Origin of the sequence: Thiohalophilus sp., from assembly GCF_046483665.1 — a bacterium.
Taxonomy (GTDB): Bacteria; Pseudomonadota; Gammaproteobacteria; order UBA6429; family Thiohalophilaceae; genus Thiohalophilus.
Genome location: NZ_JAWOCR010000039.1, coordinates 30284 through 42456, shown reverse-complemented (window position 1 = coordinate 42456; position 12173 = coordinate 30284). Strand labels below are relative to the sequence as shown.

General features: G+C 57.5%; 11 protein-coding genes. 6 read left to right on the top strand and 5 right to left on the bottom strand.

Features of this window, described 5'->3' with window-relative positions; genetic code table 11:
* Positions 1-160: 160 nt before the first annotated feature.
* The 5 genes from rpoH to ftsY all read right to left on the bottom strand — a co-directional run bounded on the left by rpoH (position 161) and on the right by ftsY (position 5448).
* Positions 161-1012, bottom strand: a complete 852-nt coding sequence (rpoH, locus tag R6U90_RS08305) for an RNA polymerase sigma factor RpoH (RefSeq protein WP_410352210.1) — start codon at positions 1010-1012, stop codon at positions 161-163.
* Between the two features lie 127 nt (positions 1013-1139).
* Complete coding sequence (locus R6U90_RS08300) at positions 1140-2483, bottom strand: diguanylate cyclase (protein WP_410352209.1); 1344 nt, start codon at positions 2481-2483, stop codon at positions 1140-1142.
* A gap of 91 nt (positions 2484-2574) precedes the next feature.
* The gene (gene ftsX, locus R6U90_RS08295) at positions 2575-3564 is read right to left on the bottom strand and encodes a permease-like cell division protein FtsX (protein ID WP_410352208.1); all 990 of its coding nucleotides are present in this window, start codon (positions 3562-3564) and stop codon (positions 2575-2577) included.
* A gap of 4 nt (positions 3565-3568) precedes the next feature.
* Positions 3569-4240, bottom strand: coding sequence for a cell division ATP-binding protein FtsE (gene ftsE, locus R6U90_RS08290; protein WP_410352207.1), 672 nt, complete (start codon positions 4238-4240; stop codon positions 3569-3571).
* Positions 4241-4452: 212 nt separating this feature from the next.
* Positions 4453-5448, bottom strand: coding sequence for a signal recognition particle-docking protein FtsY (gene ftsY / locus R6U90_RS08285; protein WP_410352206.1), 996 nt, complete (start codon positions 5446-5448; stop codon positions 4453-4455).
* Positions 5449-5582: 134 nt separating this feature from the next.
* Between ftsY and R6U90_RS08280 the strand changes: the two genes are divergently transcribed.
* From R6U90_RS08280 to ggt, 6 genes are all read left to right on the top strand, one after another.
* A complete protein-coding gene (locus R6U90_RS08280) occupies positions 5583-6941 on the top strand; it encodes a M16 family metallopeptidase (protein ID WP_410352205.1) in 1359 nt (452 codons plus the stop codon).
* 35 nt (positions 6942-6976) lie between these two features.
* Complete coding sequence (locus tag R6U90_RS08275; RefSeq protein ID WP_410352204.1) at positions 6977-8332, top strand: M16 family metallopeptidase; 1356 nt, start codon at positions 6977-6979, stop codon at positions 8330-8332.
* Positions 8333-8580: 248 nt separating this feature from the next.
* On the top strand, positions 8581-9147 hold the full coding sequence (gene rsmD / locus R6U90_RS08270) for a 16S rRNA (guanine(966)-N(2))-methyltransferase RsmD (RefSeq protein WP_410352203.1): 567 nt from the start codon (positions 8581-8583) through the stop codon (positions 9145-9147).
* A 77-nt stretch (positions 9148-9224) separates the two neighbouring features.
* Complete coding sequence (coaD, locus tag R6U90_RS08265; protein ID WP_410352202.1) at positions 9225-9704, top strand: pantetheine-phosphate adenylyltransferase; 480 nt, start codon at positions 9225-9227, stop codon at positions 9702-9704.
* Between the two features lie 35 nt (positions 9705-9739).
* Positions 9740-9988 carry a YfhL family 4Fe-4S dicluster ferredoxin gene (locus R6U90_RS08260; protein ID WP_410352201.1) on the top strand — a complete coding sequence of 83 codons (249 nt, stop codon included), beginning with the start codon at positions 9740-9742 and terminating at the stop codon, positions 9986-9988.
* 408 nt (positions 9989-10396) lie between these two features.
* Positions 10397-12064, top strand: coding sequence for a gamma-glutamyltransferase (gene ggt, locus R6U90_RS08255; RefSeq protein WP_410352200.1), 1668 nt, complete (start codon positions 10397-10399; stop codon positions 12062-12064).
* Positions 12065-12173: the final 109 nt, after the last annotated feature.

Below are 12173 nucleotides of genomic sequence, written 5' to 3'. Positions count from 1 at the left end.
TTCTATTCGTGCGAGCTGCCGGTGCGTAGTACGCACCTATCTTGACAGATCTTGTAATGTTGTCGACGACATAAAAGAAAACCCCGGTCCCGTTTACACGGGCCGGGGATTTTGACTCTGCCAACCAGGACCTGGAAGCTAGAGACTAGCCCCTTTGAAGTCAGGCAGCCAGTGCACCACGCAGTTTTTTCATGGCGTTGTTTTCCAGCTGGCGAATCCGCTCGGCCGAGATGTTGTACTGATCGGCCAGGTCGTGCAGCGTGGATTTGCTGTCGCTCAGCCAGCGCTGGGTGATGATGTCGCGGCTGCGATCGTCCAGCTTTTTCAGGGCACCCAGCAGCTGCTGTTTGCTGTGATCTTCCCACTGCTGATCTTCTACCATCTGCGACGGCTCATGGCTTATGTCTTCCAGAAAGCCGACTGGCGACAGGTTGGGACGATCATCGTCGTCATCGTCCGGCTGATCGAAGCCGATGTCCTGGCCGCTCATGCGCGATTCCATCTCACGCACGTCCTTGGTGGTCACACCCAGATCCTCGGCGACCGATTCGACTTCGTCATGGTTGAACCAGCCCAGACGCTGCTTGGCGCTGCGCAGGTTGAAGAACAGTTTGCGCTGTGCCTTGGTGGTGGCCACCTTGACGATACGCCAGTTGCGCAGGATGTATTCGTGAATCTCGGCGCGGATCCAGTAGACCGCGAAGGAAACCAGGCGCACCCCCACATTGGGGTCGAAGCGTTTGACTGCTTTCATCAGGCCGATATTGCCTTCCTGGATCAAATCGGCCTGGGGCAGGCCGTAGCCGCTGTAGCTACGGGCAATGTGCACCACAAAGCGCAGATGTGAGAGCACCAGCTGTTGCGCGGCGTTCATATCCTGCTGTTCCTGCCAGCGGCGCGCCAGTGAGGTCTCTTCCTCCGCCGAAAGCATTGGAATACTGCGCGTTGCCTGGATATAGGATTCCAGGTTACCGGTCGGGACGGCCAGTTGCAGTTCTAGACCCTTACTCATTGTCTGTGTTTCCTCTTTCATCATATAGACCAATATTAGCACTCGTATATTGAGAGTGCCAAATACCTTATTAGTTCCCTCTAATATATAGACGAGGACCGCGAAGATTTCAAAGTCTCGTGGAACACTATTGGCTCGAATAGTTCCACGGAGAAGCCTGTATCCCTTCGCTGGCGAACAGGCTGGCGCGGTTTCGGCCCTGCTGCTTGGAGTGGTAGAGGGCCTGGTCGGCCTTGTTCAGAAACTCGCTCAGGGGCAGTTCGGGGTGGTCTTCGGTGCTGGCGAGCCCCAGGCTGATAGTGATATCGACCCCGGCCGGACGCAGCTGCTGGATATGCTGGCGTAGCGTTTCCGCCTGCTCGAGCATGGCGTCAGCCCGGGCTCCTTTGACCAGCACGCAGAATTCTTCCCCGCCGAAACGCACCGCCATATCGTTCGGGAACCACTGGTTGAGTGTTTCGCCCAGCTCGGCCAGGACATGGTCGCCGGTGATGTGGCCCCGGGTGTCGTTGATCTGTTTGAAGTGGTCGATGTCAATCAGCACGGCCCAGACCGGCTGGTGTGCGGGGTCCTGTATGTAGCTTTCGCCCTTATCTAGCAGATAGCGCTTGCTGCGCACGCCGGTCAGGCTGTCGGTGGCGGCGATCCAGCGCATCGCCTCGGTCTGTTGCTTGAGGGCGTCATACTGGTGTTTGATCAGCAGCAATGAGCGAACCCGGGCCATCAGCACCTCTTCGATCAGGGGCTTGCCGACAAAATCGTTGCCCCCGGCGTGGAACACTTCGACCTGCTTCTGTTTGTCGTCGGAGCCGGTCAGTACCAGCACCGGCAGCTCCTGCTGTGAAAGGTGCAGTCGGGCGCGAATCGCGTGCAGCAGATCCCCGCCGGTCAATGCCCCTTCGAGGAAGAAATCGGTGATGACCATGTCGAACCCGGTGTCGGGATTGGGGTTGTCCAGCAGCACGATAGCCTGTTCGGCGTTGTCAGTCAGGGTGACCTTGAGGCCATGCTTTTCCAGGATTTTCCTGGTTACCGCAGCGGCGGTCCGGCTGTCTTCCACGTACAGGATATGACCGACCAGTCCGGTATTGCGCTGGATAAATGATTTAATGAAGTCGCCAAAGGCCCTGTAGCCGTTGGATTTGTCAAAATAATCGGTGATGCCGGCTTCGAAACCCTCGCGCAGCAAACGCTCGTGGGCATCGCCGGAAACCACGATAACCGGAGTGTAATGATGCTGCCTGGTATCCCGGACCGCACGGCTCAGGGCCAGGCCGTCCATGTCCGAGAGCAGCATGGCGGTGGTGATCAGATCAAAATGCTGTTGCCCGAGCAGCGCCTGTGCCTCGGTTCCCGATTCGCAGGTCATTACTTCGACGTTGTCCAGCTCCTCGCGCAGGATGCGAGCGAGAATCGCCCGTGAAACGGATGAGCCATCGACCACCATGATCCGGGTATGTATATCTGACATTTTTGAGTTTTGACAATCTGTTTACTGCAACCTACAAGGTATCGACTGTAACAGGGCAATCTGTAACGAATTTTCAGGTTATTTTCCGGCGTCAGCCCGGTTCGATGTCGCGTAAATGGCGGCCTACGGCGATCCATGAACCCACCAGTCCCAGTGCAATGCCCGAGATGAGTAATATGACGGTGGTCTGGATATTTAACCCGGTCAGGCTGAAGCTGTTTTGATACAGACCGGCCAGTTTTTCCACCGGTCCGCTGAGAATCCACAGGGAAATTGTGATTAGCAGCCAGGCGATCAGGGCACCGAACAGGCCGTACCAGAAGCCGGTATACAGAAACGGGCGACGAATGAAGGCGTCGGTGCCGCCGATCAGCTTGATGATCACGATCTCGTCCCGGCGATTCTGAATGGCCAGGCGAATGGTGTTGCCGACCACCAGCAACACCGCCAGGGCCAGCAGGCTGGCCAGTACATAGACCCCCTGGCGCAGGATATCCATGATGGCGTAGAGCCGCTTGACCCATTGCACATCGAGCCGGGCCAGATCCACGCGCGGGTTCTCGCGCAGCTCGCCCAGCAGCGCTTCGGTGGCTGATGGGTCGCTTCGCTCGACTACCGGCAAGACCACCAGTACTGCCGGCAGGGGGTTCTCCTGCAGTGCGTCCAGTGCCTCGCCGAAGCCCGACAGACGCTGAAATTCAGCCAGTGCCTGTTTGGGTGATATGTAACTGACCTGGCGAATCCGGGGGTGTTCCTCGAGCTGGCGGACCAGGCGGCGCGCCTCGTTATCGGGAGTGCCGCGCTGCAGGAACAGGGAAATCTGACTCGCCTCGTCCCAGCCGCCACTGAGTTGCTGGGCGCTTTTGAGGACCACATGCAGGCCGGCGGGCAGGGCCAGAGCAATGCCGATGACGGCGGCGGTCATCAGCATCGAGGCCGGTCGGCGACTGAGCTGGCCAAGGGTGTAGAAAAATACCTGGGCATGCCGCAGCAGGTGAATGCGCAGCCGGCCCGGCCGGCCGCTACGGCGCGATTCCGTGCGCCGGGGTTTTGGGGACGGGACAGGGCGGTCGCGGCGCATTGGCTTACTCGCTCGGGTCACTGTCGGTGCTCAACCGGCCCTGCTCCAGGGTCAGGCGACGATAGGGCAGGCTTGAGATCAGGGCCAGGTCGTGACTGGCCACCAGCACGGTCACTCCTACCTGACTGAAATCTTCGAAAATGCTCATGATTTCCCTGGACAGGGCCGGGTCCAGGTTGCCTGTCGGCTCGTCAGCCAGCAGCAAAGGCGGCTTGTTGACGACTGCCCGGGCGATGCCGACCCGCTGTTGCTCGCCGCCGGAGAGCGTAATCGGGTAGGCCTTTTCCTTGCCGAGCAGACCGACCTTGTCCAGCGCGGCGCGCACCCGCCGGCCGGTCTCGCGCTGCGGTTGACCGGCGATGATGAGCGGCAGGGCCACATTGTCGAACACAGTGCGATCGAATAATAACTGGTGGTCCTGGAAGATAATGCCAATGTTGCGCCGGAAATAGGGGATGCGACGGCGACCGATGCGCGCCAGGTTCTGGTTGTTGATCAGCACCTGGCCGCGGCTGGGCCGCTCCAGCAGGGCAATGAGCTTGAGCAGGGTGCTCTTGCCGGCACCCGAGTGGCCGGTTAAAAACGCCATCTGCCCGGCCGGCATGTGGAAACTGACGTTGGTCAGTGCTTCATAGCCGCCAGAGTAGCGCTTGCTGGCCGAGGTAAAGCGAATCATCAGCAATAAAAGGGACGAGGGACGAGGGACGAGGGACGAGGAAAACTCGCACGCTGCCTGGCCAAAGCCGGTTTCAGTGGCTTCAGTGTCTTCGATGGTTGATTTAGATTCACCCCGGGTTCCCCTTTTACCTGCCTACTGTAAAGCGTAACGCTTTGGTTGAGTCTGTTTGCCTGACGCGGTCACGCATTTATTGGTTGCCGCTTTATTTATTATTGCTCTTGCGCCTCGCCGGCGTCGCTGCCCAGCAGGGCCTGAACGAATTCGCCGGCGTGGAACGGGCGCAGGTCCTCGATGCTCTCGCCGACACCGACGAAGCGAATGGGTATACCCAGCTTCTGGGCAATGGCAAAGATTACCCCGCCTCTGGCGGTGCCGTCGAGTTTGGTCAGGGTGATCCCGGTCAGACCGACGGCATTATGAAACTGCTCGGCCTGGACCAGGGCGTTCTGACCGGTGCCGGCATCCACCACCAGCATCACTTCATGCGGAGCGGCCGGGTCCAGCTTGGTCATCACCCGTTGGACCTTCTTCAGCTCGTCCATCAGATTGGACTGGGTGTGCAGGCGTCCGGCGGTGTCGGCAATCAGCACATCGATACCCCGCGAGCGGGCCGCAGCCATGGCGTCATAAATGACCGAGGCACTGTCGGCACCGTGTTGCTGGGCGATGACAGGGACCGCGTTACGTTCTCCCCAGGTTTGTAACTGTTCGGTGGCAGCGGCGCGGAAGGTATCGCCGGCGGCCAGCATGACAGAATGGCCCTGTTGCTGGAGTTGTCGTGCCAGTTTGCCGATCGTGGTAGTCTTGCCTGCACCATTGATGCCGACCATCAGGATGACAAATGGCTGGCAGGCGGTATCAATGGCCAATGGCGCCTCGCAGGGGGTCAGAATCTGTTGCATGTTTTGTCGCAGGGCTTCCAGCAGGGCGTCGCTGTCCTGCAGTTCCTGGCGCGACACCCGGGCAGTGAGTTCATCGATGATCCGCCGGGTGGCTTCCACGCCGACGTCGGCGCTCAACAGCAGGGTCTCGATCTCTTCGAGCAATTCATCGTCGATCTGCTTTTTGCCGCGGGCCAGGCGGGCCAGGCTCTCGGTGAGACCGGAACGGGTGCGCGACAGGCCCTGTTTCAGACGGGCGAACAACCCCGGCGTGCCGGCTTTTGCGTCGCTGTTCTCAGAATCAGATTTACGGAAACCAAACATCAATTTCAGGGTCGTAGTGATTGTGATCGAGGAATGTGGAGGAACCGGTTGTTCCCGCCTTTCAGGCGCACTATCCTACCATTGCTTGATGTTTTGAGTAAGCCACTAACCCCTCATACAGGCCAAATAAATCAATGCGACGTATACTGATTCTGCTCGGGCTGGGACTGTTTTGTTTACCGGTACTGGGCCAGGTCCATGAATACAATCTGGATAACGGCATGAAGCTGCTGGTGCGAGAGGATCATCGCGCACCGGTGGTGGTATCCCAAATCTGGTACAAGATTGGTGCCAGTTACGAACACAACGGCATCACCGGCAGTTCCCATGTGCTGGAACATATGATGTTCAAGGGCACTGAAAAACTCGGGCCCGGGGAGTTCTCGCGGATCATCGCTGAAAATGGCGGGCGGGAGAACGCCTTTACCAGCAAGGACTTCACCGCCTATTTTCAGCAACTGGAAAAAAGCCGCCTGGCGATCAGTTTTGAACTGGAGGCCGATCGCATGCGTAACCTGACCCTGCCGAAGGATGAGTTCGCCAAGGAACGTCAGGTGGTCGTGGAAGAACGCCAATTGCGCACCGAAGATAACCCGCGCGCCCTGGCCTATGAAAAATTTAATGCCACTGCCTTTATGGTCAGCCCGTATCGGCATCCAACCATCGGCTGGATGAACGATTTGGAGAACCTGACCGTTGAGGACCTGCAACAGTGGTATCAGCAGTGGTATGCCCCGAACAACGCGACCCTGGTTGTCGTCGGCGATGTCGAGCCAGATGCGGTTTATCGCCTGGCCAGACAACATTTCGGCCGCCTTCCGCAGGTCGATGTGCCGACGATCAAGCCACGGCTTGAACCGCCACAAAAGGGGGAGCGGCGAGTCGTCGTACAGGCGCCGGCCCAATTGCCCTATTTGTTGTTTGGCTATCATGTGCCGGTACTTAAAACCGTTGAACAGGAGTGGGAGTCTTACGCACTGGAAGTGATGGCCGGCATTTTAAGCAGTGGGCGCAGCGCGCGCCTGCCGTCGCGACTGGTACGCGGTCAGCAGATCGCCGCCGGTGCCGACGCCGGTTATGATCTCTATTCCCGGCAGGATAACCTGTTCATGTTCAGCGGGACACCGGCACGAGGGCATGATATTGCGGAACTGGAGCAGGCGTTGCTTGACGAGATCGAAGCGTTAAAAAACGAACCGGTCGGGGAGTCGGAGCTGGAACGGATCAAGGCCCAGGTGGTTGCCAGCGATGTTTATGAAAAGGATTCCATGTTCTACCAGGCCATGCAGATAGGCATTCTGGAAACCGTGGGACTCGGCTGGCAGACTATGGATGTGTATCGCGAGAAAATTAACGCGGTCACACCGCAACAGATTCAACAGGTGGCACGCAAGTATCTGCACAAAAATAATCGCAGCGTGACCATTCTCGAACCATTACCGCTTAACGGCCAGCAATTGCCTGAAGCAACGACAGCCACCTCCCGACATTGAGAACCGCCAACCTGATGATAAACATGATGAAGCGAATGAACTGGAAAATTGCCCTGGCCGTTATCGCTATTCTGGCATTGACCTTTACACTGGCCCGGTTCGAGCATGGCAGCGATACGCTTCCCGTCAGCGCAGATAGCCGTTTTGAGGTCCAGAGCTGGACAACGGACAACGGTGCCCGGGTGGTGTTCGTGCCGGCGTCGGAACTGCCCATGGTCGATGTCCGCGTGGTGTTCGATGCCGGTAGCGCTCGCGATGGTGAATTGCCTGGCCTGGCCAAGGTTACCGCCGGTATGCTCAATGAAGGCGCCGGGCAGTGGGATTCGGATCAACTGGCCGGGCGGTTCGATAATATCGGCGCCAATTACGGTGTGTCGGTCAAACGGGATATGGCCGCTTTCAGCCTGCGCGGCCTGACCACAGAGGCACTTCTGGAACAGGCCGTGCAAACCTTTGCCACGATTCTGGCCGAACCGACTTTTCCGCATGAGGCTTTCAACCGTGTGCGGCGTAACACGCTGGTTGGTTTGCAGAATAAGAAACAGTCGCCCGGGGATCTGGCCGAGGATCTGTTTTATCGCCATTTGTTTGGTCAGCACCCCTATGCTACGCCGGTCCTGGGTAAGGAAGAGAGCATAAAAGCCATGGAACTGGCCGATCTGAAAGCATTTCATCAGCGTTACCTGGTGGCAAACAACGCTGTGGTCGCCATTGTCGGGCAGCTGGACCGTCAGCAGGCCGAAACCCTGGCCGAACAGGTCACAACAAAACTGAAGCCCGGTGAATCGGCGCCCGCCCTGCCGGAAGTGGAACCGTTGGATGAGGCGAACCGGGTGGACCATTCTCATCCGTCGGCTCAAACCCACTTGCTGGTAGGACAGCCCGGCATGCGGCGTGGCGATCGTGACTATTTCAGTTTGTATGTCGGCAATCACATCCTGGGAGGCAGCGGGTTTGGTTCCAGAATTATGGAAACCATTCGTGAAGAGCGGGGACTGGCCTACAGCAGTTACAGCTACTTCGTTCCGCAACAGGTCAACGGCGCGTTTATCATGGGATTGCAGACCAGCAATGATCAGGCCGAACAGGCGCTGAGCCTGTTGCAGGAGGTGCTGACCCGCTTCGTCGACGAGGGCCCGACCGCAGAAGAGTTACAGCACGCCAAGAAGAACATCACCGGCGGTTTTCCGTTGCGCATCGACAGTAACAAGGACATTGTCCAGTATATCTCGATGATTGAGTTTTATGGACTGGCTCATGATTATCTCGATACCTTCAACGACAAGGTCGAGGCAATTACTGCCGCCGATATTCGCGATGCTTTCCAGCGTCGCATCCATCCCGACAAATTGCTCATCGTCACTGTCGGCAACAGAAATAGTAGTGAATAATTCCTGATATTCTCGCCAATCCAGAGCGCCCGGATTATGTTGTTTCCTGTGCGTTTCTGCGCCCTGGCGAGCGTTTCATTATTGAGAGAAGACACAGCTGTATTATAAGGCCTCTCATGATCTCGCAGAGACGCAGAGCTCGCCACGTTATGTCATTCCCTTGTGGCTTTCGAGAGTAATCATGATTGGTACAACTCAGGTGGCGTGATATAACACCCGTGACGATATATTAGCGGGAGTCAGTCAGGATGGCGGGGCAGCGTAACCAGTTTCGAATCATCGGCGGGCAGTGGCGCGGACGCAAGCTGGGCTTTTTCCCCGCCCCCGGTTTGCGTCCGACGCCGGATCGGGTGCGCGAGACGCTGTTCAACTGGCTGGCGCCGGTGATCGACGGTGCCCGGGTGCTGGATCTGTTCGCCGGCAGTGGGGCACTCGGTTTTGAAGCAGCTTCGCGTGGCGCATCGCAAGTGACCCTGGTGGACAGCCATCCAAGAGTGATATCGCAGTTACAACAGAATATTCGACTTTTACAGGCGCCCGGTATGACGACCTGCCAGTCAGAAGCATTGCGTTACCTGGAGCGCCCGGCCGAACCCTGTGACATTGTGTTTCTCGATCCACCCTACCAGTCCCGGGTACTGGAAGCCTGTTTTATCGTCCTGGAAGCCAGCTGGCTATCCCGAGAAGCCTGGATCTACTACGAATACGACAGTCACATGCCGTCTCCCGCGCTGCCGGCCAACTGGCAGGTATCGCGTAGCAAGCAGGCAGGGCAGGTGGCCTATCAGCTTGCCCGTCGTCAGCCGACGCAGTAATAACCGCATACTGACCGGACATGGTCGCGGCGCGGACGACGCGTTACACTAGTGCTGTTCACTTGTTGGGATGATATATGCGTATTGCGATCTATCCGGGAACTTTCGATCCGATCACCAATGGCCACAGCGATCTGGTCCAGCGTGCCGGACGTCTGTTTGACAGGGTGGTTGTGGCGATTGCCGCCGGGGGAACCGGCAAGCAACCGGTTTTTTCGCTGGAAGAGCGGATCAGCATGGCGCAGGAAGTCCTGCAGGATATCAACAATGTGAGTGTCTGTGGATTTGATATCCTGTTGGTGGATTTTATGCGTCAGCAGGAGGCCTCGGTGATTATTCGGGGGTTACGCGCGGTCTCGGATTTTGAGTATGAATTTCAGCTGGCCAGTATGAACCGGCGCCTGGCCGAGAATATCGAAACCGTGTTCATGACGCCGGCGGAGGAATATTCCTATATTTCCTCAAGTCTGGTACGGGAAGTTGCCCGGCTGGGCGGTGATGTATCGCCGTTTGTCCACGCGAAAGTTGTGGCTGCATTGAACCGGCGGATGCGATAAAATTTTTCCGTGCGAAAGATTATCAGGAGTTCGGCATGTCCTTATTGATTACCGATGAATGCATCAATTGTGATGTCTGTGAACCGGAGTGCCCGAATACCGCCATTTATCAGGGCGATGAGATTTACGAGATCAACCCGAATTTGTGCACCGAATGTGTCGGTCACTTTGATGAACCCCAGTGTATCGATGTCTGCCCGGTCGATTGTATTATCGTGGACCCGGATAATAAGGAAAGCAAAACACAGTTACAGGCTAAATATGAGAAGCTGATTGCCTCCTGATATCCTGCTCTGTTCCTGCTGTCTGATAAAAAAGCCCCTTTACGGGGCTTTTTGTTTTGAAATACAGAAAACACCTTCTCTCTTCAAGGGGCTGTCCGTTGAGCTGTGAAGGATCGAATTTGTTGTGCGGGTTAACCGGGGAGGTACTCGCGATATTGATTTTCTGACTATCGGAAACGCCGAATCGATGGATTCGTTCGTCGGTGGTTTGGATTATATACTGGATGAGTACCCTGCCAGTCTCCGGTTTGAGCGGGTATCTGTCTTGCGCAACCTGAACATTGCCTCGGGACCGGGAGAAAAATTTGTTAAGCTTAAACCATAAAGGTGAGGCGACCCTGGCTATTGACCGGGTTGGACCTGTGCCGGAATCCCGCTTTTAGACGATTATTGTGTAGGGGAGAGTTCATGAAAATCATTCGCCTGGGTCTGGTTCTTCTGGTTGCGCTGGTTGCGGCCTGCGACCGCCCGGCGCCCCCGGCCGCCGCCGTGGCTTCGGCGCATCCAACGGCAACCGAAGCGGGTCTGCAAATCCTGCAAGCCGGGGGCAATGCTTTCGATGCGGCGGTGGCGGTCAGTGCAACGCTGGCGGTGGTCGAACCCTACAGTTCCGGCCTGGGCGGCGGTGGATTCTGGCTGCTGCATGAGGCGGACACTGGCCGTAACATCATGCTCGATGGACGCGAAAAAGCGCCCCTGCAGGCACACCGGGATATGTACCTGGATAACGAAGGTAAGGTGATCGAGGGGCTATCGGTGGATGGTCCGCTGGCTGCCGGAATTCCCGGCGAGCCGGCGGCTCTGGTGCACCTGGCCGAGCAGTACGGTCGCCTGCCTCTGGGTCGTTCGCTGGCGCCGGCGATTCGCGCCGCGCGCGAGGGATTTGAAGTCACGCCCCATTACCGGCGGATGGCCGGTTTTCGCCTCGAGGTATTGCGCCAATCCCCGGCCGCAGCGGAACTCTTTTTACTGAATAACGAGGTGCCGCCGCTGGGGTACGTGATACATCAACCGGATCTGGCCGATACGCTCACACGCCTGGCCGACCACGGGCGGGCCGGTTTTTATCAGGGCGAGCTGGCCCGGCGCCTGATAGAGGGCACGCGTGAGGCCGGGGGGATCTGGACGCAGGCGGATCTGGCGCAGTATACGGTCGAGGAACGCGAGCCGATCAGCGTCCGTTATGGCGATTACCGGATCGTTTCCGCGGCCCCGCCTTCCTCCGGCGGCGTGGCACTGGCGACCATGTTGAATATTCTCGAACCCTTTGAGCCGGGCCAATTATCCGCAGTGGAACGTCAGCATCTGATCATCGAGGCCATGCGGCGAGCCTATCGTGATCGTGCCGAGTATCTGGGCGATCCCGATTTTGTGGCAATGGATATCCCGCGTTTAACGGGCAAGGCGCATGCCGCACACTTGCGTGAGAGTATTGAACTTGAATGGGCCACCGATAGCCGTCTGTTGCCGGCCGTAACCGTGGATCAGGAGGGAAACGATACCACGCATTTTTCAGTACTGGATCGTGAAGGCAACCGGGTCGCGGCCACCCTGAGTATCAATTATCCGTTTGGTTCGGGTTTTATGCCACCAGGTACCGGTATCCTGCTCAACGACGAGATGGACGATTTTTCGGTCAAACCGGGGGTGCCCAATGTGTATGGTCTGATCGGGGCCGAAGCCAATGCGATAGAACCGGGCAAGCGAATGCTTTCCAGCATGAGCCCGACGTTTGTCGAACATGCCGATCGCCTTGCCATTCTTGGTACACCGGGCGGTAGCCGGATCATTACCATGGTGTTGCACGGAGTTCTCGGTTTTATCGACGGCGAAGACGCCACCGGCATTGTCGCCAGGCCGCGCTATCATCACCAGTACCTGCCGGATCAGGTGCAACACGAACCGGAGGCTATCGAACCGGCGCAACGTCGGGAACTGGTCCGGCGCGGACATATTCTGACAGAGTTGCCCCGGCGTTATGGCAACATGCAGCTGATTATCTGGGATAAGGCGGGCCGGCGAGTGACTGCGGCCAGCGACCCGCGTGGCGAAGGTATGGCGGCAACGCGTGATTGAATAAATGCTTCTGTTGCAAATGCTATCTGAATAAAAAGTCACAATACCCGCTCACCCTTGCGCAAGGTGATGCGAGCGAAACAAACCCACCCGAAACCGGTAAAATCTG

Excerpts from the sequence above, each read along its gene's own strand:
- rpoH (WP_410352210.1), bottom strand. The coding sequence starts at position 1,012 with ATGAGTAAGGGTCTAGAACTGCAACTGGCCGTCCCGACCGGTAACCTG.
- R6U90_RS08300 (WP_410352209.1), bottom strand. The coding sequence starts at position 2,483 with ATGTCAGATATACATACCCGGATCATGGTGGTCGATGGCTCATCCGTT.
- ftsX (WP_410352208.1), bottom strand. The coding sequence starts at position 3,564 with ATGCGCCGCGACCGCCCTGTCCCGTCCCCAAAACCCCGGCGCACGGAA.
- ftsE (WP_410352207.1), bottom strand. The coding sequence starts at position 4,240 with ATGATTCGCTTTACCTCGGCCAGCAAGCGCTACTCTGGCGGCTATGAA.
- ftsY (WP_410352206.1), bottom strand. The coding sequence starts at position 5,448 with ATGTTTGGTTTCCGTAAATCTGATTCTGAGAACAGCGACGCAAAAGCC.
- R6U90_RS08280 (WP_410352205.1), top strand. The coding sequence starts at position 5,583 with ATGCGACGTATACTGATTCTGCTCGGGCTGGGACTGTTTTGTTTACCG.
- R6U90_RS08275 (WP_410352204.1), top strand. The coding sequence starts at position 6,977 with ATGAACTGGAAAATTGCCCTGGCCGTTATCGCTATTCTGGCATTGACC.
- rsmD (WP_410352203.1), top strand. The coding sequence starts at position 8,581 with ATGGCGGGGCAGCGTAACCAGTTTCGAATCATCGGCGGGCAGTGGCGC.
- coaD (WP_410352202.1), top strand. The coding sequence starts at position 9,225 with ATGCGTATTGCGATCTATCCGGGAACTTTCGATCCGATCACCAATGGC.
- R6U90_RS08260 (WP_410352201.1), top strand. The coding sequence starts at position 9,740 with ATGTCCTTATTGATTACCGATGAATGCATCAATTGTGATGTCTGTGAA.
- ggt (WP_410352200.1), top strand. The coding sequence starts at position 10,397 with ATGAAAATCATTCGCCTGGGTCTGGTTCTTCTGGTTGCGCTGGTTGCG.